Origin of the sequence: Phycicoccus jejuensis, from assembly GCF_000720925.1 — a bacterium.
GTDB classification, from domain to species: domain Bacteria; phylum Actinomycetota; class Actinomycetes; order Actinomycetales; family Dermatophilaceae; genus Phycicoccus; species Phycicoccus jejuensis.
In genome coordinates, this window is sequence record NZ_JOEE01000002.1 from 115890 (window position 1) to 139476 (window position 23587).

Annotated in this window: 24 protein-coding genes and 2 tRNA genes; 12 read left to right on the plus strand and 14 right to left on the minus strand. The window is 72.4% G+C overall.

The window, feature by feature from the left end:
* Positions 1–34 precede the first annotated feature (34 nt).
* Both IG69_RS0104475 and IG69_RS0104480 read left to right on the plus strand, forming a co-directional pair.
* Positions 35–445, plus strand: coding sequence for a DUF1232 domain-containing protein (locus IG69_RS0104475; RefSeq protein ID WP_030526978.1), 411 nt, complete (start codon positions 35–37; stop codon positions 443–445).
* Between the two features lie 95 nt (positions 446–540).
* Positions 541–984 carry a ferritin-like domain-containing protein gene (locus IG69_RS0104480; protein WP_030526979.1) on the plus strand — a complete coding sequence of 148 codons (444 nt, stop codon included), beginning with the start codon at positions 541–543 and terminating at the stop codon, positions 982–984.
* Between the two features lie 86 nt (positions 985–1070).
* Here the strand turns inward: IG69_RS0104480 and IG69_RS0104485 are convergent, their stop codons facing one another.
* Positions 1071–2006, minus strand: coding sequence for an acyl-ACP desaturase (locus tag IG69_RS0104485; RefSeq protein ID WP_030526980.1), 936 nt, complete (start codon positions 2004–2006; stop codon positions 1071–1073).
* A gap of 142 nt (positions 2007–2148) precedes the next feature.
* Here IG69_RS0104485 and IG69_RS0104490 point away from each other — a divergent pair, with 142 nt between their 5' ends.
* A complete protein-coding gene (locus IG69_RS0104490; RefSeq protein ID WP_245616079.1) occupies positions 2149–2682 on the plus strand; it encodes a DUF1990 domain-containing protein in 534 nt (177 codons plus the stop codon).
* A gap of 26 nt (positions 2683–2708) precedes the next feature.
* Here the strand turns inward: IG69_RS0104490 and IG69_RS22660 are convergent, their stop codons facing one another.
* Together IG69_RS22660 and IG69_RS22665 are read right to left on the minus strand one after the other, a co-directional pair.
* Positions 2709–2876 (minus strand): hypothetical protein, encoded by a 168-nt coding sequence (locus IG69_RS22660; protein ID WP_211250966.1) that lies wholly within the window; start codon positions 2874–2876, stop codon positions 2709–2711.
* 38 nt (positions 2877–2914) lie between these two features.
* Positions 2915–3178 carry a nitroreductase/quinone reductase family protein gene (locus IG69_RS22665; RefSeq protein WP_211250967.1) on the minus strand — a complete coding sequence of 88 codons (264 nt, stop codon included), beginning with the start codon at positions 3176–3178 and terminating at the stop codon, positions 2915–2917.
* Positions 3179–3331: 153 nt separating this feature from the next.
* Between IG69_RS22665 and IG69_RS0104500 the strand changes: the two genes are divergently transcribed.
* Positions 3332–3958 carry a hypothetical protein gene (locus IG69_RS0104500; protein ID WP_030526982.1) on the plus strand — a complete coding sequence of 209 codons (627 nt, stop codon included), beginning with the start codon at positions 3332–3334 and terminating at the stop codon, positions 3956–3958.
* A 423-nt stretch (positions 3959–4381) separates the two neighbouring features.
* Here the strand turns inward: IG69_RS0104500 and IG69_RS0104505 are convergent, their stop codons facing one another.
* Entirely contained in the window at positions 4382–4789 is a 408-nt protein-coding gene (locus IG69_RS0104505; RefSeq protein ID WP_157577352.1) for a hypothetical protein, read from the minus strand.
* Positions 4790–5468: 679 nt separating this feature from the next.
* On the opposite strand from IG69_RS0104505, the gene IG69_RS0104510 reads away from it, so the two are divergent.
* Complete coding sequence (locus IG69_RS0104510) at positions 5469–5699, plus strand: hypothetical protein (protein WP_157577353.1); 231 nt, start codon at positions 5469–5471, stop codon at positions 5697–5699.
* Between the two features lie 197 nt (positions 5700–5896).
* Here the strand turns inward: IG69_RS0104510 and IG69_RS0104515 are convergent, their stop codons facing one another.
* Complete coding sequence (locus IG69_RS0104515; RefSeq protein ID WP_157577354.1) at positions 5897–6430, minus strand: hypothetical protein; 534 nt, start codon at positions 6428–6430, stop codon at positions 5897–5899.
* 723 nt (positions 6431–7153) lie between these two features.
* Positions 7154–7226, minus strand: a tRNA-Arg gene (locus IG69_RS0104520).
* Positions 7227–7496: 270 nt separating this feature from the next.
* Between IG69_RS0104520 and IG69_RS0104525 the strand changes: the two genes are divergently transcribed.
* A complete protein-coding gene (locus IG69_RS0104525) occupies positions 7497–9323 on the plus strand; it encodes a phosphoenolpyruvate carboxykinase (GTP) (protein ID WP_030526986.1) in 1827 nt (608 codons plus the stop codon).
* Between the two features lie 58 nt (positions 9324–9381).
* Here IG69_RS0104525 and IG69_RS0104530 read toward each other — a convergent pair whose 3' ends face one another.
* The gene (locus IG69_RS0104530; RefSeq protein ID WP_030526987.1) at positions 9382–10056 is read right to left on the minus strand and encodes a hypothetical protein; all 675 of its coding nucleotides are present in this window, start codon (positions 10054–10056) and stop codon (positions 9382–9384) included.
* Between the two features lie 166 nt (positions 10057–10222).
* Here IG69_RS0104530 and IG69_RS0104535 point away from each other — a divergent pair, with 166 nt between their 5' ends.
* Together IG69_RS0104535 and IG69_RS0104540 are read left to right on the plus strand one after the other, a co-directional pair.
* Positions 10223–10963: a response regulator transcription factor gene (locus IG69_RS0104535; protein ID WP_030526988.1), complete on the plus strand. Its 741-nt coding sequence runs from the start codon at positions 10223–10225 to the stop codon at positions 10961–10963.
* A gap of 4 nt (positions 10964–10967) precedes the next feature.
* Positions 10968–12470, plus strand: coding sequence for a sensor histidine kinase (locus tag IG69_RS0104540; protein WP_030526989.1), 1503 nt, complete (start codon positions 10968–10970; stop codon positions 12468–12470).
* A gap of 109 nt (positions 12471–12579) precedes the next feature.
* Here IG69_RS0104540 and IG69_RS0104545 read toward each other — a convergent pair whose 3' ends face one another.
* Positions 12580–13068 (minus strand): GNAT family N-acetyltransferase, encoded by a 489-nt coding sequence (locus tag IG69_RS0104545; protein ID WP_245616080.1) that lies wholly within the window; start codon positions 13066–13068, stop codon positions 12580–12582.
* Positions 13069–13149: 81 nt separating this feature from the next.
* Here IG69_RS0104545 and IG69_RS0104550 point away from each other — a divergent pair, with 81 nt between their 5' ends.
* Together IG69_RS0104550 and IG69_RS0104555 are read left to right on the plus strand one after the other, a co-directional pair.
* A complete protein-coding gene (locus tag IG69_RS0104550; protein ID WP_030526991.1) occupies positions 13150–15282 on the plus strand; it encodes an ArnT family glycosyltransferase in 2133 nt (710 codons plus the stop codon).
* The gene (locus tag IG69_RS0104555) at positions 15279–15800 is read left to right on the plus strand and encodes a GtrA family protein (protein WP_030526992.1); all 522 of its coding nucleotides are present in this window, start codon (positions 15279–15281) and stop codon (positions 15798–15800) included. The genes IG69_RS0104550 and IG69_RS0104555 overlap by 4 nt, the downstream gene beginning before the upstream one ends.
* On the opposite strand, the gene IG69_RS0104560 is transcribed toward IG69_RS0104555, so the two are convergent.
* Positions 15725–16222, minus strand: a complete 498-nt coding sequence (locus IG69_RS0104560; protein WP_030526993.1) for a hypothetical protein — start codon at positions 16220–16222, stop codon at positions 15725–15727. The genes IG69_RS0104555 and IG69_RS0104560 overlap by 76 nt on opposite strands.
* A 137-nt stretch (positions 16223–16359) precedes the next feature.
* Here IG69_RS0104560 and IG69_RS0104565 point away from each other — a divergent pair.
* Positions 16360–16449, plus strand: a tRNA-Ser gene (locus tag IG69_RS0104565).
* A 279-nt stretch (positions 16450–16728) separates the two neighbouring features.
* On the opposite strand, the gene IG69_RS0104570 is transcribed toward IG69_RS0104565, so the two are convergent.
* The 4 genes from IG69_RS0104570 to IG69_RS0104585 all read right to left on the minus strand — a co-directional run bounded on the left by IG69_RS0104570 (position 16729) and on the right by IG69_RS0104585 (position 20727).
* Positions 16729–17472, minus strand: a complete 744-nt coding sequence (locus tag IG69_RS0104570) for an SDR family oxidoreductase (protein ID WP_030526994.1) — start codon at positions 17470–17472, stop codon at positions 16729–16731.
* Between the two features lie 37 nt (positions 17473–17509).
* A complete protein-coding gene (locus IG69_RS0104575) occupies positions 17510–18325 on the minus strand; it encodes a carbohydrate ABC transporter permease (protein WP_030526995.1) in 816 nt (271 codons plus the stop codon).
* A complete protein-coding gene (locus IG69_RS0104580; RefSeq protein ID WP_030526996.1) occupies positions 18322–19254 on the minus strand; it encodes a carbohydrate ABC transporter permease in 933 nt (310 codons plus the stop codon). The genes IG69_RS0104575 and IG69_RS0104580 overlap by 4 nt, the downstream gene beginning before the upstream one ends.
* 105 nt (positions 19255–19359) lie before the next feature.
* A complete protein-coding gene (locus IG69_RS0104585; protein WP_030526997.1) occupies positions 19360–20727 on the minus strand; it encodes an ABC transporter substrate-binding protein in 1368 nt (455 codons plus the stop codon).
* A 258-nt stretch (positions 20728–20985) separates the two neighbouring features.
* Between IG69_RS0104585 and IG69_RS0104590 the strand changes: the two genes are divergently transcribed.
* On the plus strand, positions 20986–22017 hold the full coding sequence (locus tag IG69_RS0104590; RefSeq protein WP_245616081.1) for an AraC family transcriptional regulator: 1032 nt from the start codon (positions 20986–20988) through the stop codon (positions 22015–22017).
* A gap of 33 nt (positions 22018–22050) precedes the next feature.
* Here IG69_RS0104590 and IG69_RS0104595 read toward each other — a convergent pair whose 3' ends face one another.
* Positions 22051–23517, minus strand: coding sequence for a mannitol dehydrogenase family protein (locus IG69_RS0104595; protein WP_030526999.1), 1467 nt, complete (start codon positions 23515–23517; stop codon positions 22051–22053).
* Positions 23518–23587: the final 70 nt, after the last annotated feature.

Sequence of the window (23587 nt, forward strand, 5' to 3'; positions counted from 1 at the left end):
ACTGCACGCCCGCCCCTCCCGGCAGGATGGCCCCGTGGACGGATGGGTACGTGTGCTGCTCGCCGTCGCCGGCGGGCTCGTCCTGCTCTGGGCGGCACTGCTCGTCGTGCTCTGGCGCGCCCGGCCCGACGAGACCGGCCTCAAGGAGGCGCTGCGCCTGCTGCCGGACGTCGTCCGGCTGCTCGCGCGGCTGGCCCGTGACCGGTCGCTCCCCCGGGGCCTGCGGGTGCGCCTGTGGCTCCTGCTCGGCTACCTCGCCCTGCCGGTCGACCTCGTCCCGGACGTCGTCCCGGTCATCGGGTACGCGGACGACGCGGTCGTCGTCGCCCTCGCGCTGCGCTCCGTCACCCGCCGGGCCGGACCCGAGGCGCTCGAGCGGCACTGGCCCGGGAGCCCGGCCGGCCTCGCCGCGGTCCGCCGGCTTGCGGGCCTGCCGCCCGGCTGAGTGGCCGTCGGACAAGGTCCTCGACAGGACGGTTCGCGGGCGGACCGCCGGGGTAGCGCAGGTGTCCAGCCACCTCGAACACGAAGGAGCACGACATGTCGGACGACGCCAAGGCGGCCAAGGAGCTCGTCGAGACCCTCAAGGACGGCGAGCGCGGGTTCGCGGACGCCGCCGAGAAGCTGCGCGACAGCGACCACCCGGAGTGGGCGACGACGCTGCAGCGCCTGTCGGAGCAGCGCGCGGGCTTCCACCGCGAGATCGTCGCGATGGGTCACGAGTACGGTGACGACGTCGACGAGAGCGGGTCGGCCGCGGCCGCCCTCCACCGTGGCTGGATCGCCCTCAAGGACGCCGTGACCGGCGACAGCCCCGACAGCGTGCTCGGCGCGGCCGTCACCGGCGAGGACCACGCGGTCCAGGAGTACGAGAAGGCGCTGGAGCAGGACCTGAGCGCGGGCTTCCGCGAGGTCGTCTCGCGTCAGCACGCCGATGTCGTCGCCGCCCGTGACGAGGTCAAGGCGCTGCAGACCGCGGGCTGACCCGCCCGTCCACGGCCCCGAGGGGCCCCGTCCGCGCCGGACGGGGCCCCTCGGTCGTGTGTGCGGTGCGTGCGGTGCGGTGCGCGTCAGGCGTTCTGGCGGGCGGCGAGCTTCGCGGCCCGCTCCTCCCGCTTCTCGACGAAGCGGGTCGCCTCGGCATCGAGCGACGACACGGCGGCGGCGAGCTCCTCGCGAGCCTTCTCGCCGTCGGCGTCGAGGCCCTCGAGCTCCCAGACGCCCCACTGCCGCAGCAGCGGCGCGACGATGTCGTCGTGGTGGATGCGCAGGTCGTAGATACCGGCCATCGCCATCTGCACCGCCTTGCGGCCGAAGCCGGGGATGACCGAGCCCGGCATCTGGAAGGACACGACCTCGTCGGTGATCGCGCGCATCGTCTGGCTGGGGGTCAGCTCGAGCGCCGCCTGGATGATGTTGCGGTAGAAGATCATGTGGAGGTTCTCGTCCTTGGCCACCCGGATCAGCAGCTTCTCGGCGACGGGCTCCTCGGTGAACCGGCCCGTGTTGCGGTGCGAGACACGGGTCGCGAGCTCCTGGAACGACACGTAGGCGCAGACGTTGAGCAGCGGCTTGTCGCCCGAGTCGTAGCCGGTCTCCATCGTGTCCATGCGGGCACGCTCGAGCTCGTCGGGGTCGACGCCGCGCGTGACGAGGAGGTAGTCGCGGATGCAGAACGCGTGCCGGCCCTCCTCGGCCGTCCAGCGGTTGACCCACGCACCCCAGGCGCTGTCGCGGCCGAAGGCCCGCTCGATCTCGCGGTGGTAGCTCGGCAGGTTGTCCTCGGTCAGGAGGTTGACCTCGAGGGCGGTGCGGGCGATCGGCGAGAGCTGTGACTGCTCGACCGACCACGGCTCGCCGCCGAGCTCCTTGAAGTCCCGGCCGAGCGACCACGGCACGTACTCGTGCGGCATCCACTCCTGCGCGGCGGCGAGGTGGCGGTTGAGGTTCTCCTCCACCGTGGGCTCGAGCGCGGCGAGCAGCCGGGCGCTGTCGAGTGTGGCCATGCGGGTCCTCCTCGTCGGGGGCGAACGCGCGGGCCGCGCCCACCCCCTGCCTACACCCTCGCCGGGCCCCGGGCCAGAGGGAGCGACGGACCAACCTCGCGCACTGCCGCCGCCGGCCGCCACGAGGAGGCAGGATCGACCCGTGACCGTCGGCCTCCTCGACCCGCGCCATCGGGCGCGGCTGTCGTCGGCACACCTGTCCTACGAACGGCGCCCCGGCCTCCTCGATCGCCCACCGGACGGGTTCGCGCTGCTCGACGAGTCTGTCGTCCTGTCCCGCACCGACTTCGAGCACGCCGCACGCGACCTGCTCACCTGGCAGGTGCAGGCCCGTGCAGGGCTGCGCGTCCGCACCTCGCGGCTGCCGCTGCGCACCGGCACCGTGGTGGAGATGCGGTGGGGCGTCGGCCCGCTGGCGCTGCGCATCCCGTGCCGGGTCGTCGAGGTCGTCGACGAGCCCGGGCGCGCGGGGTTCACCTACGGCACGCTCGTCGGCCACCCCGAGGCCGGCGAGGAGCGCTTCCTGCTGGAGCGGCTCGACGACGGCCGCCTCCGCTTCCGCATCACCGCCGTCTCGCGGCCTGCGTCGCTCCCCGCCCGTCTCGCCGGCCCGGTGGGTCGCGCCGCCCAGCGGTGGATGACCCGCCGGTACCTCCGCGCCCTCGATCGGCCCTGACGGGTCGTGACGGTCGGGTGCCGACGTCAGGCGGGGGCGGGCAGGAGCTCGAAGACGGGGTGGAGGTGGGCCTCGCGGGCGAACGCCTCGGGCGGGTCGTCGAGGCCCGCGCCGAAGTAGGGCCGGGTCGCGGGCGCCGTCCTCGCGTACGCCTTGAGCACGGGACCGGCCTCGTCCGCCCCCACCTCGCGCACCCGGAACCGCTGCTCGCAGCCCTCCTGGTCAGCCGGACCTATCCCGCGGCGCGCGTGTTGAGCACCCAGGGGACGGGTCCGTAGGGGGCGACGAGCCATCGCCGGCCACCGACGTCGGCGACGGTGACGGGGTTGCGTCGCTCCCGGCCGGTCCGTCGACCGACCGTCGTCAGCACCCACGAGCGGGGGATGAGACCGGCGCGCGTGAGGACCGCCGTCACGGCGTTCTCGACACCGTGCAGACGGTGCCGCGCGTTCGTCCGGCGCGGCCCTGCGGCCGCCGCGCCCCCGGGACCGGCCATGCCCTCCACGGTAGGGGTGTCGCCGCGGCCTGACCAGCCCTCGGTGGATGCCTCCGGCGACCGGTGACAGGACCGCGTCAAGACGCGTCGGAGGGCGTCAAGATCACGGGCCGCTCGCCGGGCAGGCTGCCCACCGGGCGGAGGCTGGTCCGCGTGACCGCCCCATCGCACACCGCATCCCCCGCGCCCCTCCCTCCCACCCGCTCGTCGGCCGGTGGCCCCGGCTCGATGCTCGCGACGGCCGCCGAGCTCGTGGCCCGCGGCCTCGAGCAGGTGCTCGCCGCAGCCCGATCCGGGGACGCCACCGCGACCCGCCGCGTCGTGCGCGGCTCCGGCCCTCGCCGGCTCGCGTGCAGCCGCACGGACAGCTGCGCCCGCGTCCGGGTCGCCCATCGTGCGACTTCGCCGCGGTCCCTGCCCCGCACGGCGTCGGAGCTGCGGCTCGTCGCCGAGCTCGACCACCTCGGCGGCCTCGTCGACAGCCTCGCCCGTCAGCTGGCGGCCGGCGCCCTCACCCCTGCGATGCTCGCGGACCTCGGCGACGACCTCGACGCCCTGGCGTCGTGCGGCGTCGCCCGGTTGCGTCGGCTGCCGACGCTCACGGGGCCCGCGATGGACGGCGACCACCTCCGCGACGGCGACGCCCTCTGCGCCGTGCTCGACCACCTGCCTGTCGTCGCGGAGGCGCCGGCACGGCGGGGCCCGCAGCCGGTGCTGACCTGCCGGCGCATCGTCGAGTCGGTGCTCGCGGCGTCATCGTTCGCCACGCGCATCGCCTGACGCCGCATCGCTCGTGGGCACCCCACACAGAGCAGGGCCCCGACCGCGTCTCCGCCGGTCGGGGCCCGTTTCACTGTCTCAACACAGTGCGCGCCCGAAGGGATTCGAACCCCTAACCTTCTGATCCGTAGGCCCAATCCGGGCCTGACAAGCCCCGATCCGCGACGACCGGTGGCGACTGGATGCGCGGCGTTTTCGCAGGTCAGAGCGCATGAAGCGTTCCGAGTCGGCGCAGGTCGCATCGTTACGGAATCGAGACTGCGGGCGAATTTTGGGGCCCATTTCGTGGCCCAGAACAGGCGGTCTCTTCAGCCGGTCAAGGCGGCGCTTGCTCGACGAATGGCGCCCGCCGCGGTCGAACCGTCACAGGCCTGCTGTGCGGAGCCGGCCGGTTGGCCGTCGCGCTGTCGAGCCAGCTGACGTTCATCCGACGACTTGCCACGCGGGTCCGCTGGCGCACGCCTGTGCCTGATAACGGTCCGACTCGAGGAACCCTCCTCCGAGGGTCACCGGTACGCCGGTGCGGTACTCGGGTGCTTCGGACCTGGACGGATCACGAATGAGAAGCTCGCTGCCGTCGGCCTGTGCAATCCAGCCCACGGGCCAGAGCACGGGCCAGGGCTCGCTCGCCGCACCCTGCTCGACGAGCCGGACGCATCCGTCGTCTCCCAGCGTGAGCGTGCCGGAGATCGCGGCCGACATCGCACTCTGCCCCGGTTGCCAGCTGGAGCGTGCCAGGGGTGATTGCGCCGTCGCCTCTGGGCGGCCGGTGGGCCAGACGTCCAGCGGCGTCCGATCATCGCTACACCCGCCCACCACGAGCAATGCCACGCCGGCCACGAGAATGACCGCCCCTCGGCCTCCACGCCGAACCCAACCCCGCATGGGCGATGGTCTCACCGCGCCATCCCCGATGTCACGCACTTCCTTCGCGCGCAGGGCACTGTCCGACGACCACCCAAACTGGTCGACTCCCCCTGCAACCACCGAACCGCCGCCGACGCAGCCCCGCACATCCCCCTCCCCGACAGCCGCCTTCACCCGTCCGTCACACGCGAGCCCGATTCCCACGCACGACGCCGACGCCGACGCCGACGCAGGAACGCCAGAACTCATCCACGACACACCTCATGCATTGCGGCGCGGCGTACTCGTTGTCACGACTCGCGGCGCGTCCACCGGGAGGTGGGTACGTGCCTTGGGAGTCATGACAACGACAGGTTCACGCGGGTCGACGGAATACGGCTCGGATAGAGCCGGTCCCGGGCAGCTGACGCTGGTCGACTTCGACGACACGTCACCTTCGCTGCCGCTGAGCGACCCGACTCCGACAACGCCTTCACAGTCAACCGAGTCCAAGACCCGCCATCGCCCGAGCTCCCTCACGTGCCAGTGGTGCGGCACAGGCTTCCCGGTGCCGGCCCGGGGTCGGATCCCTAAGTGGTGCTCCGACAGCTGCCGACACCGCGCATGGGAACAGCGCCGGGCCGCCGCTTCGGGGCTCTGCGCCGTGAGCGTGGTGGAGCGGGTCGCAGAGGTCGTCAGGACCCAGCAAGTCGTCGAAAAGCTACAGGTCGAGGTTCCGGCAGCCGACCGCCCACGAACTTCATCCGATTACGCCGCCATCCTGTTGGAGCTGTCTCTCCGGCTCGACACAGGGCGCATCTACGAGCGCGACCTCGCCTCTCTCACCTCCGCGATGACCACGCTGATCGCTGCGTTCAACCGCCGCCTTCACTGACCCTCGTGGCGTTCGCAGTTTCCCGCGCATGCCGATGCGCGCCAGCTTCCCCGTCATCCCAGTGATGACGGGGAAAGCGGCGGATGGCACGGTTGCATCCCCGTTACCAGCGGACTTCCGCGTCATCACAGTGACGACGCAGTTGCTCGGTCGCCTGCCCTCATCTGCCGCGAATCGGGTCATTCGTGATCGTGTCGCTAGGCGTTGGCAGCCGCCTCGTCGATGACTTGGCACCCGGTGGGGTCTGTCACCAGGATCCGTGCGGGCTTGGCCGCTGCCGCGTCAAGACTGGCCAGATCGGGGGTCCGCTTAAGCAATACCGCGGCATCGTCGGGGGCGCGCGCCGGGAGGGAAAGCTTCCCGTCCTCCGCCACTACGGCAAGAAGTGAGCCGCTCTCAGCCGTGCCGTACACAGAGGGGTCGTACGCAAAGACCGGTGACTTCTCGAGAAACACCACGGCGCGCCCGAGGCCCCGCAGGTCCTCCTCGACTCCACTCGAGTCAACATCGGGGTCGAATGCGAGCCCGACCGTGATCGTCTCGCCCACCGCGAGATCGCCACTGACCACGTGGTCGACCGTGAACCGCGCCTCCACTGTCTTCCAAACTGCCCCCTCCGTGTCGAAGGCGAGCCCCTGCCCACTTGAGCCGTCACCGCCGGGAACTGTGAACGCCTTGCCGGGCCTCACCGACTGGAAGCGGCCAGTGGCCACCGCCGTCGTCAGCGCCATGGGCGCCGCCTCCCCGATGCGAAAGCGCGTGTTGCCCAGTAAGTCATCGAGCGAGTCGTAGGGCCGGCAACCGCTTGACCCTTCAGCGCGGGCACGCAGGGCGTCCGTGGCGCTCGGGCTCCCAAGCGAGCATCCCGACAGCATGAGGCCAACAACGATGAAAACCGCCTGACGAGCCCGCATACCTGCCTCCCCATCGTGAGCGCTCCACATTCGAGTCGCCCCCAGTACCTCGAGGTTCCACTGTGGCAGCGCACGACGCAACGCGCACTAGCCCGCGCGGGGTTGATGCCAATCTTGCGCTCATGCCGCGCTGCGGGAAACTCCTGCTTCGTGCGGATCGCGCGGTGTAAAGCGCTGACTGCCTCTTAAGTGCGCAGCCAGGGCCCGACGTGCCGTGTCGCAGGCTGGCCGGCTCGACCCTCTATCCCGGCCGCCCGTGAGCGGGCCGACCTGGGGCCGGCCAAGGGCTTCGGGGGCTGTTCCAGAGCGCCTCGCCCATCCGACGGGCCGCTTCGTGGCGGAGCTCATCGACGGCGTGGACGTAGCGCTGGGCGGTGGCCATCTCGGTCCAGCCCATGATGGCCATGACCGTGCGGATGTCGACGCCCTGAAGGAGCAGCAGGCCCAGAGTCCTGTCCGGGCAGTTCCAGCCTGTGGACAGAGCAGGGCCCCGGCCGCGTTTCCGCTGGCCGGGGCCCGTTTCACTGTCTCAACACAGTGCGCGCCCGAAGGGATTCGAACCCCTAACCTTCTGATCCGTAGTCAGATGCTCTATCCGTTGAGCTACGGGCGCCCGTCACGCCGAGGCGCAACGAGAGAGCAGACTACCGGACCTCCGGGGCGCATCAGAAATCGGCCCCCTCGGCGCCCGCCGGTGCAAGCCCGAGACCTTGTGAAGAGTTTCACAAGCGCGCCGTCCCGCGGCCTCTCGACCCCCGCGGACGACGGTCCTACGGTGGGGGTGAGGCCCTGAGCGATGGGCCGCCGAGGTTCCTTCCCGACAGCGTCGAGAGCCCGTCGCCCGGTGACCGACCCCACCCGGTAGCGGCGGAAGGACCCCGCGATGACGACCACGACCAGCACCCTCCCCCGGACCACCCATCCCGACCTGCAGTCCTGGGTCGACGAGGTGGCCGCCCTCACGCAGCCGGCCGAGGTGGTGTGGTGCGACGGCTCGCGCGAGGAGTGGGACCGCCTCACGACGCAGCTCGTCGACGCCGGCACGTTCGTCCGCCTCGACGAGCGCAAGAAGCCCAACTCCTTCCTCTGCCAGTCGGACCCGACCGACGTCGCACGCGTCGAGGACCGCACCTTCATCGCGTCCGAGCGCGAGGAGGACGCCGGCCCGACGAACAACTGGGTCGCCCCGGCCGAGCTCCGGGCGACGATGACCGAGCTGTACCGCGGCTCGATGCGCGGTCGCACGATGTACGTCATCCCGTTCGTCATGGGCCACCTCGACGCGACCGTGCCGATGTTCGGCGTCGAGATCACCGACTCCGCGTACGTCGTGACGAACATGCGGATCATGGCGCGCATCGGCACCCCCGTGCTGCGCGCGATGGAGGAGCGGCGGGCGCCCTTCGTCAAGGGCCTGCACTCGGTCGGCGCACCGCTCGAGCCCGGACAGCAGGACGTCCCGTGGCCGTGCAGCACGACGAAGTACATCGCCCACTTCCCCGAGGCCCGCGAGATCTGGTCCTACGGCAGCGGGTACGGCGGCAACGCCCTCCTCGGCAAGAAGTGCTACGCCCTGCGCATCGCCTCGGCGATGGCCCGCGACGAGGGCTGGATGGCCGAGCACATGCTCATCCTCAAGCTCACCTCGCCCACGGGCAGCGTCCACTACGTCGCCGGCGCCTTCCCCAGCCAGTGCGGCAAGACCAACCTCGCGATGATCGAACCGACGCTCGCCGGCTGGTCCGCCGAGATGGTCGGTGACGACATCGCCTGGATGCGCTTCGGGCCCGACGGCCGGCTCTACGCCGTCAACCCCGAGTTCGGTCTCTTTGGCGTCGCGCCGGGGACGGGCATGCACACCAACCCGCAGGCCGTCCGGACCATCGAGAAGGGCAACTCGATCTTCACCAACGTCGCCCTCACCGATGACGGCGACGTCTGGTGGGAGGGCCTGACCGAGGCGCCGCCCTCGCACCTCACCGACTGGAAGGGCAACGACTGGACGCCCGAGTCCGGCGTGCCGAGCAGCCACGCGAACAGCCGCTTCACGACCCCCGCGAAGCAGACCCCGATGATGGCCGCCGAGTACGACAACCCGGACGGCGTGCCGATCGACGCGATCCTCTTCGGCGGCCGCCGCAAGACCACCGGCCCGCTCGTCTACGAGTCCCGCGACTGGGCCCACGGCGTCTTCGTCGGCGCCACCCTCTCGTCCGAGACGACCGCCGCCGCCACCGGTGCCGTCGGCGTCGTGCGGCGCGACCCGATGGCGATGCTGCCCTTCATCGGGTACCACGCCGGCGACTACATGCAGCACTGGCTCGACATGGGTGCGAAGGCCGACCCGGCGAAGCTGCCGAAGATCTTCCAGGCCAACTGGTTCCGCCGCGACGAGGAGGACGGCTCGTTCCTCTGGCCGGGGTACGGCGACAACGCCCGCGTCCTCAAGTGGGTCGTCGAGCGCCTGGACGGCACCGCCGACGCGGTGCAGACACCGGTCGGTCTCGTCCCCGCCCCCGGGGCGATCGACACGACGGGGATGGACCCCGCCGCCGCCGCGAAGGTGACCAAGGCCCTGCGCGTCGACCCCGAGGACTGGAAGGCCGAGGTCCCGCTCGTCCACGAGTGGTTCGACACCATCGGCGACCGGCTGCCGGCCGCCCTCGCCGACGAGCTCACCGCCCTCGAGGAGCGGCTCGAGAAGGCCTGAGCCGCAGCACACGACAGAGCCCCGCCGGCATGCGCTCCGGCGGGGCCCTGCCGTGCCGTCAGGTGGAGGGCGAGGTGCCGTTCGCGTCGCCCGGGTCGGTCGAGGTCCCGCCCTGCTGGCCGGGCGCGCCGGGCTGCTGACCGGGGAGGCCCGGCAGGCCGCCGCGGTCGCCGTCGCGGTCGCCGAAGCCACGGCCACCGTCGTGGTCGCCATCGCGGTCACCGAACCCGTGCCGGTCGCCGAACCCCTGCCCGCCCTGCTGCTGGCCCGGGCCACCGCCGGGGAAGCGCCCCTGCCCGAACCCGCCGCGCCCGCCGTCGGACTGGGTGATGGCCGCCGTCGCACCGGCCGCCCCGAGGGCGCCGACGACGAGGGCCACGACGAGCGCCACGACGGTCCGCGGACCGGACCACCGCGACGGCGTGCCCCAGCCGGCCCACGGCCGACGCCACGTGAGGCCGTCGCCCGCGGCGGGCGCCGGCGCCGGGGCAGCGGCTGCCGCGGCGGGCACGCCGTACGCCGCGCCCGGTCCACCGCTCGGCGGGACCGGACGTGCCGCCTCCGGACCGGGCGCGGCCCAGGCCGGCGCGACGGGCTCGGAGGCACCCGTCGCGGGCGCCAGCTCGTGCATCTCGCCCGCGACCGGCAGCGCGGCGGTCTGGTCGGCCGGGGTGGGCTGTGCGGCAGGCGAACCGGGCGTCACGGGGTCGTGCTCGTCGCGGCGCTCGCTCATCGAGGGTCTCCTTCGTCGGGCGGATGGCTGCGTGCACCCTCACGCCCGCGGCTGTCACGAACCTGTGGCGCATCCAGCACCCGGCTGGCAGATTGGAGTGGTGGCACACAGGAAGCGCACAGGTGACGCATCGGGAGGGCCAAGCCGGTCGCCGCAGAGTGGGCGCATGCCGACCCGCCAGCAGCCCGCCCCTGCGCCCGCCCTGTCCCGCCTCGACGGCAGCCCGGTGCGCGTCCTCGTCGTCGACGACGAGCAGAACCTCACCGAGCTGCTCTCGATGGCGCTGCGCTACGAGGGCTGGGAGGTCCGCAGCGCCGCGAGCGGCATCCAGGCGGTGCGAGCGGCGAAGGAGTTCGGGCCCGACGCCGTCGTCCTCGACATGATGCTCCCCGACTTCGACGGGATGGAGGTCCTGCGGCGGATGCGCGCCGACGACCCCAACGTCCCCGTCCTCTTCCTCACCGCGAAGGACGCCGTCGAGGACCGCGTCGCCGGCCTGACCGCCGGCGGCGACGACTACGTGACCAAGCCGTTCAGCCTCGAGGAGGTCGTCGCGCGGCTGCGGGCCCTCATGCGGCGCACCGCGATCGCCGCCGCCGACAGCGACTCGGTGCTCGTCGTCGGCGACCTCACGCTCGACGAGGACAGCCACGAGGTGACGCGCGGCGGGGTCGAGATCCAGCTGACCGCCACCGAGTTCGAGCTGCTGCGCTACCTCATGCGCAACCCCAAGCGCGTCCTGTCCAAGGCGCAGATCCTCGACCGCGTGTGGAACTACGACTTCGGCGGCCAGGCCAACGTCGTCGAGCTCTACATCTCCTACCTGCGCAAGAAGATCGACGTCGGACGCGCCCCGATGATCCACACCATGCGCGGCGTCGGGTACGTCCTCAAGCCGGCCGAGTGAGCCGATGACACCTGCCCTGCGCCGGCCCGCGGCCCTCGCGCGGCCCTCGCGCTGGACCCTGCGCGCGCAGCTGCTCGCGGGCGTCCTCGTCCTGTTCACCCTCGTCATGCTCGCGACGAGCGCGCTGACCGTCGTCGAGACCCGGCGCTACCTCGACGGCCAGCTGAGCCAGGACCTCCAGAGCGCGCTGTTCCGCGCCGGTGACCGGCGCGGCGTGTTCGACGACGACAACGACGGGCGCGGCTTCGGCGACGGCCAGCCCCCCGGGGCTCCCGGCAGCGACCGCACGCTCGTCCTCGGGCTGACCGCCTCCGGCGCCGTGGCCACCGACCCGCGCGGCTACCCGCTCAACCAGGTGGTCACCCGCTCCAACACCGACGGCACGCTGAGCGCGGACGAGATCCGCCGCCTCGCGAGCGCCGTCGAGGGCGGCGAGCCCGTGCGCATCTCCCTCGGCAACGACCTCGGCGACTACCTCGTGACCTCGCGCAGCATCGGCGACGGGGGCACCTTCGTCGTCGGCGTCTCGACTCGTCCGGTCGACGAGCTGCTCGGCAAGCTGCTGGCCCTCGTCGTCGGCGGGACCGTCGTCGGGCTCGTCCTCGTCGGCGTGGGCGGCGCGGTGGTGGTGCGCCGCAGCCTCGCCCCGCTGGACCGGGTCGCCGCGACGGCCCGCCGGGTCTCGACCCTCCAGCTCGACTCCGGCGACGTGTCGCTGGCCGTCCGCGTCCCGGAGCGGGACGCCGACCCCCGGACCGAGGTCGGCCAGGTCGGCCTCGCCCTCAACACGATGCTCGACGACGTCGAGCAGGCGCTGCAGTCGCGGCAGGAGAGCGAGATGCGGGTGCGCCGCTTCGTCGCCGACGCCTCGCACGAGCTACGCACCCCGCTCGCGTCCATCCGCGGCTACGCCGAGCTGACCCGGCGCGAGCGGGAACCGGTGCCCGAGACCGTCACCCACGCCCTCGGCCGCGTCGAGTCCGAGGCCCTGCGGATGCAGGAGCTCGTCGAGGACCTCCTCCTGCTGGCCCGCCTCGACTCCGGTCGCCCCCTCGAGCGCGAGCCGGTGGACCTGTCACTGCTCGCCGTCAACGCGGTGAGCGACGCGCACGCCGCCTCGCCCGACCACAGCTGGGAGCTCGACCTCCCCGAGGAGCCCGTCGAGGTCACCGGCGACGGCGCCCGCCTGCACCAGATCCTCGCGAACCTCCTCGCCAACGCCCGCACCCACACCCCGTCCGGGACGCGGGTGGTCACCAGGCTGCGGCCCGAGGCCGACATGGTGCGCATCTCGGTGTCGGACAACGGCCCCGGCATCCCCCGTGACCTGCAGCCCACCGTGTTCGAGCGCTTCGTGCGCGGCGACGACTCGCGCAGCCGTGCACAGGGGTCGACCGGGCTCGGGCTGTCCATCGTCGCCGCGGTCGGGCAGGCCCACGGCGGGCGGGTCGAGGTCACCTCGGAGCCGGGCGCGACGACCTTCTCGGTCCTCCTCCCCGCCTCCTGACCCACCTCCCCACCCGACTTCTTGCCCATCCGCCACCTCGGGAGCGCTCCCAGACGGCCCGGGAGGTGGCGGATGGGCAATCAGTGGGCTCGAGGAGCGGCGGGGGTTGTCAGAGGTCGAGCCGGAAGGCCAGCAGGTCGATGTCGGGACGCGGCGACCAGTCGCGCTCCGACCAGCGCCGGAAGCCGAGCCGCCCGTAGAGCCGGTGGGCCGCGAGCATCCACGAGGCGCTCGACAGGACGACGGCCCGGCACCCCTCGGCGCGTGCCCGCTCGACGCACGCCTCGCTGAGGACCCGGCCGACGCCGGCGCCCCGGGCCGAGGGCGACACGGCGAGCATCCGCACCTCGGCCTCGCCCTCCCCGCCGACCTCCGCGAACGGCGTGCCGGGGCGGACGTAGGTGACGGTGCCGACCACCGCACCCCCCTGCTCGGCCACGAGCAGCTCGGCGTCGCGCAGTCGCGCCCCGGCATCGAGCAGCGATGCGGCGTACGGGTGCTCGCGCGTCATGCCGCTGTCGGCGGCGTAGGCGGCCAGGGTCAGCTCGCCCACCGCGGCGAGCTCGTCGGGGCGGGCGGGGCGCACGGTGACGGTCACCTCCCGATCCTCGCACCGGGTCATCCACCGGCGACAGGGCGACCACAGGAACGCCACAGCCCCGGACCGGACCGTGGACGCATGGACACCGCCACCCTGCGCACGGCCTCCGGCCCCGGGACCCCCGACCTCGCGACGCACCCCACCACGACGACCCCGAGGACCGGCCGCCTGGCCCGCACCTTCCGCGGGCCGGCCGAGGACCCCGCGTGGGCCCGGCCCGCGCTCGTGGCCCTCCTCGTCGTCACGGCCGCCGCCTACCTCTGGAACCTCACGGCGAGCGGCTGGGCGAACAGCTTCTACTCCGCCGCGGTCCAGGCCGGCAGCGTCTCGTGGAAGGCCTTCCTCTTCGGCAGCTCGGACGCCGCGAGCTCGATCACCGTCGACAAGCCGCCGGCGTCGCTCTGGGTCATGGCCCTCTCGGTGCGCCTCCTCGGCCTCTCCTCGTTCGCGATGCTCCTGCCGCAGGTGCTCATGGGCGTCGGCACCGTCTGGGTCACGCACGCGACCGTGCGCCGGCGCTTCGGCCACGGCGCGGCGCTGCTGGCTGGCGTCGCGCTCGCCCTGACCCCGGTGGCCGTCCTCATGTTCCGGTTCAACAACCCGGACGCCCTGCTGACCCTGCTCATGGCCCTCGCGATCTGGGCGACGCTGCGGGCCGTCGAGGCCGGCTCCTACCGCTGGATCGCCCTCGCGGGTGTCTTCACCGGCCTCGGCTTCCTCACGAAGAGCCTCCAGGTGCTGCTCGTCGTGCCGGCCGTGGCGATCGTCTGGCTCGTCTGCGCGGACACCCCCGTCCGCCGGCGACTCGTCGGCGGCCTGCTGTCGGCGGCGGCCTTCCTCGTGAGCGCCGGCTGGTGGGTGGCGGTCGTCGAGCTCACGCCGGCCTCGATGCGCCCGTACATCGGTGGCAGCCAGACCAACTCCTTCCTCGAGCTGACCTTCGGCTACAACGGCCTCGGACGGCTCGACGGCTCCGAGGTCGGCCGGGTCGGCGGTGGCGGCGGGGGCGCCGGCGGCTTCTCCGACGGCGTCGGCATCTTCCGGATGTTCGGCTCCGCGGTCGGCGGCCAGATCTCGTGGCTGCTGCCCGCCGCGCTGGTCCTGCTCGTCGCCGGGCTCGCGCTGCGCGGCCGAGCACCACGCACGGACGGCCGGCGCGCCGCCTACCTCGCGATGGGCCTGTGGCTCGCCGTCACGGCGCTCGTGTTCTCGCTCATGCAGGGGATCTTCCACGAGTACTACACGGTCGCCCTGGCGCCGGCGATCGCCGCGCTCGTCGGGATGGGCGCCGGCGAGGCGTGGGAGCGACGGCACGACGCCCTCGGCGCCCTCACCCTCGCCGCCGGCACCGCGGCCGCGTCGGTCTGGGGCTTCGTCCTCCTCTCCCGCACGACCTCGTACGGCGGGTGGCTGCGCTTCACCGTCCTCGCGCTCGGTCTCGCGGCGACCCTGCTGTTCCTCGTCGTCGGTCGGCTGCACCGCCGGGGCCTCGCCCCCGTGGCCGCCCTCGCGGTCGTCGCCGGGCTCGCCGGCCCCGCGGCGTACTCCGCCTCGACGCTCGCGACCGGGCACAGCGGGTCGATCGTCACGGCCGGACCGGCCGGCAGCCGTGGCGGACCCGGCGGTGGCGGGATGCCGGGGGGCATGCCGCAGGGCGGCCCCGGTGGCGGGCAGGGCGGGATGCCCGGTCAGGCACCCGGCGGCACCACCACCAACCCCAACGGCGGCACCGCGCCCTTCGGCAACGGCACCGCACAGGGCGGCACCGCACAGGGCGGCACCACGCAGGGCGGCACCACGCAGGGCGGGACGTCCCGGGGCGGCGGGATGGGCGGCCTGCTCGACGCCACCACCCCCGACAGCGCGGTCGTCGAGGCCCTCACCGCCGACGCGTCGAGCTACACGTGGGTCGCGGCCGCCGTCGGGTCGCAGAACGCGGCCGGTCTGCAGCTGGCCACCGAGCTGCCGGTCATGGCCGTCGGCGGGTTCAACGGCTCGGACCCCTCCCCGACCCTCGCGCAGTTCCAGCAGTACGTGGCGGACGGACGCATCCACTGGTTCCTCGCCGGCGGTGGGTTCGGTGGGCAGCAGGGCGGCTCGAGCGCCTCGAGCGAGATCGCGACCTGGGTCTCGCAGCACTTCACCGCGCAGACCATCGGCGGGCAGACGTTCTACGACCTGACCCCGACGACGACGGGCTCGGGGCAGTGACCGTCGTGCGGACCCCTGCGAGCGCCGCCCCGGTGCGCTCGCGGGGGTCGGTACCCCGCGAGCTGCTCGTCTTCGCCGTCATCGGGGTCGCGAGCACCGTCCTGCACCTCGGCGGCTTCGTCGTCCTGCGGACGCTCCTCGGGACGCCCCAGGTGGCCAACGCCGTCGCCCTGCTCGTCGCCGCCGTCGCGAACACCTGGGCCAACCGGCGCTGGACGTTCGGCATCCGCGGCCGCGAGGGGGTCGCACGCCACCAGCTGCAGGGGCTGCTCGTGCTGGCCCTCACGCTCGCGATGACCTCGGGCGGGCTGGCGCTGCTGGCCCACGTCGCGCCGGACGCACCGACCCGGGTCGAGACCGGCGTGGTCGCCGTGACCACCGTCGCCGCGACGGCGGTCAAGTACGCCGCGATGCGCTGGTGGGTCTTCGCGCCGCGCGGGCCTCAGAACTCGGCGACGACGAACCCGCCGACGGAGTCCTCGAACAGCACGGCCCCGGTCCAGTCCGCGTCCTCGTAGGTCCCCGTGCACACGACGACCGTCGACGTGGTGACGGCCGGGGTGTCGGGGCAGCTGAGGTCGTCGATGGTCCAGCCGAAGTCGCTCTCGGCGGCGCCGACCGCCCACTCGAGCCGGTCGCCGCTCAGCGCCGCGCCGTCCGGGAGGGCGGTCACCTGACCGCGCACCGACTCCGCCCATCCGCCGCCGCCGTCGTCGACCGCGCCGGCGAAGAACCCGCTGCCGGCGAGGAGCAGCGCCACCACGGAGAGGACCACCGCGATGCCCGACGCGACGGCGGCCCCCACGGCCCACCCGACGGCGGCGCCGCCCCCGGTCGAGGCGTGCGCGGGCGCCACGGGCGGCGCCATCGGGTCCGGGCCCGCGAGGTGCGGGTGGACCGGCTGCGGGGACGGCGGCTGCGGGAACGGGGCACTCGACACGGCGGCAGTGTGGCAGCCGTCCGCGGGCTCCGTCCCGCGATCCGGCGGACCCCGGGCCGTCCGTCCGATGGGTCGTCGGTCACCGGGCGGGGCGCTTTTGCCCGCAGGTCCCGTGCCGGATACCCTGTGCAAGCGTTGGAGGCGTCGCCTAGTCCGGTCTATGGCGCCGCACTGCTAATGCGGTTTGGGCTAACCGCCCATCGAGGGTTCAAATCCCTCCGCCTCCGCACGAAGAAGTCCCCCGGGAAGCTTGCGCCCCCGGGGGACTTCGCTGTCTCCCGACGCCTCTCACCCGTCGAGTGAACAGGACACGCCGCGGGCACCCCGGCGCGCACGGCGTGTTCTGTTCACTCGACGGGGTACCGACAGCGGGACGGGCGCGGAGCAGGCGCGGAGCGGGCGCATGACGAGGCCCCCGGGAAGGCCCAGTCACTCCCGGGGGCCCCGTGACGGCACCGCCGGCCGGCCGGGCAGGGTCGCCGGCCGGCGGTCGCTCGGGGGATGCCTCAGTGCTGCTCGGCGAGGCTCCACATCGTCCAGAGCTCGGTGCGCATCCGCCGCGGCTGCTGGAGCACGTGGACGACGGCGCCGCCGATGTCGGCCGGCTCCATGAACGGCCCCTGCGACGGGTCGCCGTCGCCGAAGCGTCCGTCGGCCGCCGCGAACGGGGTGTTGACCCCCGCGGGCGCGATGACCGTCGTCCGGATGCCCTCGCCGCGCAGCTCGCGGTCGAGGGCGTAGCCGAGGTTCACCTGGGCGCCCTTGGTCGCGGCGTACACCGCCTCCTTGCCACCGCCGATGAGCAGGCCCGCGACCGAGGCGAGGACGACGAGGTCGCCACCGTCGCCCTGGGCGCGGAACTGCCGCACCGCGGCCCGCGTGGTCCAGATGGTGCCCTTGAGCGTGACGTCGACCATCAGCTCGACCTCGTCGGCGCTCTGGTCGAGCACCCCGCCGTAGAAGCCGACGGCGGCGTTGGCGACGACCGAGTCGACCCGGCCCCACGCCTCCACCCCGGCGGCGACCAGCCGGTCGGCGGTCTCCTCGTGGCGGACGTCGCCGACGACGGGGACGACGTGGTCCGACCCCAGCTCCTCGACGAGCCGGTCCAGCCCCTCGGGGCGCAGGTCCCCGGCGACGACGCGGGCCCCGGCCTCGACGGCCAGCCGGACCGTCGCCCCACCGATGCCCCCGCCGGCTCCGGTGACGGCGACGACCGTGCCGGTCAGGTCGCGGCTCGGCGCGGGCATCAGACCACGACCCGACGAGCAGGGGACGACGTCCGGGTCACTTGATGGCTCCCATCGACAGGCCGCGGACGAGCTGCTTCTGGGCGACCCAGCCCGCGACGATGACCGGCAGCGCGGCGATGGTCGCCGCCGCCGAGAGGACCGCGAGGAACTGCCCGCGGCCGTCGACGAACGAGCCGAGGAACGGCGGCGTCGTGCGGGCGGCCGACGAGGTGAGCAGCGTCGCGAGGAAGTACTCGTTCCAGCTGAAGATGAACGTGATGAGCGCGGCCGACGCGACGCCGGGCAGCACGAGCGGCAGCGCGACCCGGAAGATCTCGCGGCCGAGGCCGGCGCCGTCGACGCGACAGGCCTCGATGATTTCGAACGGCACCTCGAGGAAGAACGAGCGCATCATCCACACCGCCACCGGCAGGTTCACCGCGCCGTAGACGACGGCGAGCATGTAGATGTTGTCGAGCAGCCCGAGCGTCTTGAGGATCATGAACAGCGGCAGCACGACGGCGGCCAGCGGCATGAACCGCGTCGAGATGAAGAACGACAGCGCGTTCTCGACGTTCTTGACCCGGCGGATCGACAGGGCGTAGGCCGCCGGGATGGCGAGGACGACCGCGATGATCGTCGCCGTCACCGCCGCGGTCACCGAGTTGAGCAGGTAGCCCTTCATCCCGCGGTCCATCGCGAGCTGGTAGCCCTCGGTCGACGGCGAGAAGAACAGCTTCGGGTTGACCGACGAGGCGACCGACTCGGGCTTGAAGCCGTTGAGGATCATCCAGAAGACGGGGAAGAAGAACGCGAGCACGAGCACCCACGTGAGCGCGGTGACCAGGGAGCCACGGAGCGAGCGGTTCATCGGCTGCCTCCTGCCATGAAGACCTTGAAGAGGGTGCGCAGCGCCACGGTCGCGACGATGATCGTGAGGATCACCGTGACGACGCCGTAGGCCGCGGCCTGCCCGACGTCCAGGCCGATGAAGGCCCGCTCGTAGAGCAGGTAGGCCAGCGTCTTCGTGCCGCCGGTGCCCTTGGTGAGGATGGCGATGGGGTCGAAGACCTGGAGGATGATGACCGACCCCAGGAGGACGCCGATCTCGACGTACATCCGCAGGTGGGGCAGCGTGATCCACGTGAAGGTGCGCCACGTGCCGGCGCCGTCGACCTGCGCCGCCTCGAGGATGCCCTTGTCCTGGCCCTGCAGCCCGGCCAGGAGGATGAGCATCATGAACGGGGTGAACTGCCACGTGAGGACGATGACGACCGAGAGCATGGGGTGCTCGGTCGACCACGACACGACGGGCAGGCCCAGCGTGCGGGAGAGCCAGTTGAGGATGCCGATGTTCGTGTCGAACATCGAGTACTTCCAGATGAGCGAGGCCGCCGCCGGCATGACGAGGAACGGCGTGATCATCAGCGTGCGGGCGATGGCCCGGCCGCGGAAGGGCCGGTCGAGGAGGATCGCGAAGATCATCCCGAGGGCCACCGAGAGGATGACCGAGAAGGCCGTGATGAGGACGGTCGCCAGCACCGAGGGCCAGAGGTCCCCCGAGGTCAGCGCCGACGCGTAGTTGGACAGACCCGTGAACCCGCGGTCGTTGGGGTAGAGCAGGTTCCAGCGGAGCAGCGAGTAGACGATGGTCACGACGAACGGGACCTGCGTCAGGAGGATCAGGAAGATGACGGCGGGCAGCAGCAGCCCGCGCGCGGTCCGCAGCTCCTTCTTGTTCACCCGCCTGGGTTCGGTGGCGGTCTCGGCCTCCACCGTGTCGAGCTCGGTCACGGTCATCTGGGCACTCCCTTGTGCGAGCGGTCTGGCGGGGATGTGGCGACGGGTGCCGAGGCCGGCCGGGGGGACCGGCCTCGGCACCCGTCGCTCACGGGGTGTTGCGGGTCAGCTCTTGTGCTTGTCGCCCGCGGCCTGGGCGAGCGACTGGCACTTGGCGAGGGCGTCGTCGACCGACGAGCGGCCGGCGAGGTAGTCCGCCACGAGCTGGGCGCACTGGTTGCCGACGTCCTGGAACTCGGGGATCGAGACGTACTGGATGCCGACCCACGGCTGCGGGTTGACGCCCGGCTGCTTCGGGTTGACCGAGCTCATGACGTCGAGCGTGATCGGGGCGTAGGCGGCCGCGGCCTCCTTGTACTCCGGGATCTCGTAGGTCGAGGTGCGCGAGCCCGGGGGCACGTTGGACCAGCCGATCTGCTGACCGACGAGCTTGATGTAGTCCTTGCTCGTCGCCCACTTGACGAACTTCAGCGCGGCGTCCTTCTGCTTGGTCGAGGACGGGATGGCGAGGTTCCAGCTCCAGAGCCAGCCGGACTGCTGGGTCTTCTCGACCGGCATGTGCGCGTAGCCCATCTTGCCCTTGACCGGCGAGTCGTCGGCCTCGAGCATCGACGCGGCGACGGAGGCGTCGGCCCACATCGCGGCCTTGCCCTCCTTGAGCGCGGTGAGGCACTCGTTGAAGCTGTACGACACCGGGTCCTTCTCGCCGGACTCGTCGAGCATCGTCTTGTAGAAGGTGACGGCCTGCTTCCACTCCGGGGTGTCGACCGTCGCGTTCCACTGCTCGTCGTACCAGTTGCCGCCGAAGGCCTGCACGACCGTCGTCAGCGGGGCGAAGAGGTCACCCCAGCCGGGCTTGCCGCGCATGCAGATGCCGGCCATGTCGGCGGAGTTGACCTTCTTGGCCGCCTCCGCGACCTGCTGCCAGGTGGGGGTGTCGCCGAGCGTGACGCCCGCCTTGTCGAGGACCTCCTTGTTGTACATGAGGATGGAGGACTCGCCGTAGAACGGGACCGCGAACAGCTTGCCGTCGTAGGTGTTGACGTCGCGCACCGGCGGGAGGAGGTCGTCGACGTCGTAGGCCGAGTCGGACTGCAGGTCCGGCGTGAGGTCGACGAGCCAGCCGTTGGCGCCCCACTGCGGCGTCTCGTACGCGCCGATGGTGACGATGTCGTACTGGCCGGCGCCGCTCGCGACGTCCGCGGTCACGGCGGCGCGCAGGTCGCCCTCCTCCATGACCTGGAAGTTGACGGTCGTGCCGGGGTTGGCCTTCTCGTACTCGGACTTGAGCTTCTCCATGTCCTTCATCTGGCCGTTGTTCACGGTGGCCACGTTGAGGGTGACGTTCCCGCCCCCGCCGCCACCGGCGGAGCCCGAGTCCGTGGAGACGTTCCCCGACGAGCAGGCGGCCAGGGCGAGGGCCGAAGCCAGCGCACCGGCGCCGAAGGTCAGGGCGCGCTTCGTGGTGAGCATGCCTAACTCCTTTGGTAGGTCTTTCCCCCACCCGTCCCCGGGAGGAGGTCCCCGAGCCCGGGGAGCGTTCCGCGTCGCCTTGCCGCGGTGGAACACCGGCAACGTAGAAGGCGGGCGCGCCGGGCGACAAGGACCATGCGCCTCGTCGTTTCGGTACTATTTTTCCGTGCTCACCCGTGCGGGTGACCGTACGGCTGAGCGGCACCGCTGCACGCGGCACCGTGAGCGGGGTCCTGACGAGGATGTCAACGAGGAGTGGTGACGATTTCGTATCAGTCCACCGGCACGCCGCGGCTCCGGCTCGCGGGCTTTCCCTCGCTGGCCGTCGAGGGCGTCGACCCCGACACCCCCCTGGTGCGCGGCCCGTACCCGGACGCGCCGCGGCGCGAGATCATCCCGCCGCACCCCCAGCACGCGCTGCGCGTGCTCACCCACGACTTCCCGAGCGAGATCTGCGGCTGGGGGGCGCACCCCGAGTACGAGATCCACCTCATCACCAAGTCGCACGGGTCGTTCATCGCCGGCGACCACGTCGGGACCTTCTCCCCCGGCCATGTGAGCATCATGGGCCCGAACCTGCCGCACGACTGGGTGAGCGACCTCGAGCCGGGCCAGGTCGCCGTCGACCGCGACGCCGTGATCCAGTTCTCCGACGACTGGATCCGGCAGTGCATGCGGCTCATCCCGGAGCTCCAGGAGGTCGACGAGGTGCTGCGCCTCTCGACGCGCGGGCTCGTCTTCTCCGGGGCCACGGCGTGGCGCGCGGCCGAGACGATCCTCGAGGTGACGCGCACCCAGGGCGCCGAGCAGATGGCGCACTTCTTCCGCCTGCTCGGGCTCTTCGCGGCCGCTCCCGCCGAGGAGCGCGACGTCGTCGCCAGCGAGTGGCTCGGCCGACCGACCGACGCCGGCTCGCTCGGCGCGGTCGAGGCCGGGCTCGCGTACATCTTCGAGAACCTCACCGGCGACATCCGGCTCTCGACGGCCGCGCGGATGGCCTACATGTCGGAGCCGACGTTCTCGAAGTACTTCAAGTCGGCGACCGGGATGACCTTCAGCAACATGGTCAAGAAGCTGCGGATCGCCCACGCCCGCAGGCTGATCGACACGACCGAGCACCCGATCGCGCAGGTGGCGGCGATGAGCGGCTACCACAACATGGCGAACTTCAACCGGCAGTTCCTCGCCGAGGTCGGCACCACGCCGACGTCGTACCGCAAGCTCGAGTCGTCGCAGAAGCCGCCGCCCGAGGTCTTCAGCCTCGGCCTGCGGGCGCCCGTCGAGCCCTGAGGTCCTGACGGCGCCCGACGGCGCCCGGCCCGCTCAGCCCCCCAGCACCTCGTCGAGCGTGGCCGGCACGCCCTCGGCCGCGAGCGCGCTGCGCATCCGCAGGAACTCCTCGCGGAAGCGCTCGTCGTCGGCGAGGTCGCCGAACACGGCCTCGACGCGCAGGAACGCCGCCGGGTCGTCGTCGGACGCCGCCTCCCGCAGCGCCTGCGCGTGGACCTCGGGCGGGATCTCGCTCTCCGGCAGGCCACCCCGGGCGATGAGGGCCCAGTACTCGGCCCAGGCGGCGACCATGAGCGCGCCGAGGGTCACCGGTCGCCCGGCCTCCAGGTTGGCGCGCACGGCCGGGAGGGTGAAGGTCGCCATCCGGTTCGCGCCGTCGGTGGCCAGGCGGACGAGGGTGTCGCGGATGCCCGGGTTGGCGAACCGCTCGAGCAGCGTCGCCATGTACCCCGGCAGGTCGATGCCGGGCAGCTCGCCGAGCGTCGGCGCGGCCTCGTCGGCCATGTAGCGCTCGAGGTAGGTGCGGATGCGCTCGTCGCGCATCGTCTCGTCGACGAGCGTGTACCCGACCGGGGCGCCGAGGTAGGCCAGCGCCTGGTGGCTGGCGTTGAGCAGGCGCAGCTTCATCAGCTCGTAGGGCTTGACGTCGTCGACGAACTGCACGTCGACCTGCTCGAGCGCCGGTCGGCCGAGGGGGAACTCGTCCTCGACGATCCACTGCGTGAACGGCTCGGCCGGCACCGGCCAGCGGTCCTCGATGCCGAAGTCGGCGAGCAGCGACTCGCGGTCGGCGTCGGTCGTCGCGGGCGTGATGCGGTCGACCATGCAGTTGGGGAACGAGACCGACGCCTCGATCCAGTCCGCGAGCGCCGGGTCGACGAGGCGGGCGAAGCCGGTGACGGTCTGGCGGCAGACCTCGCCGTTGCCCTGGAGGTTGTCGCAGGAGAGGACCGTGAACGGCTCCAGGCCGGCCTCGCGCCGGCGCCGCAGCCCCTCGACGACGTACGCGAAGGCCGTCCGCGGGTTCTCGAGGTGCTCGACGTCGTGGACGACCGCGGCGTCGGTCGCGTCGAAGGCCCCCGTCGCGGCGTTCTTGAGGTACCCGCCCTCGGTGACCGTGAGGCTGACGATCCGCACCGCGGGGTCACAGAGCCGGGCGTAGACGGCCTCGGCGTCCTGCGGCCCGTAGAGGTACTCGAGCACCGACCCGACGACCCGCGGCTCCAGCGAGCCGTCCGGGTGCCGCACGACGAGCGTGAAGAGGCAGTCCTGGGCGCGCATCGCGTCACGCATCGCGGCGTCCTGCGGCAGCACCCCCACCCCGCAGATGCCCCAGTCGAGGCCCTCGCCGCGCTCCATGAGGCGGTCGAGGTACATCGCCTGGTGGGAGCGGTGGAAGTTGCCGAACCCGAAGTGGACGATGCCGACCGTCGCGGTCGTGCGGTCGTACGAGGGGCTCGGCACGCCCGCGTCGGGCGCGGTCGTCGTGAGTGCGGTCACCGGAGGGGTCCTTTCGCGCGCGGCCCGCCGCCGCTGTCACGCGCGACGTCGCGGGTCCGTCCCGCATGAA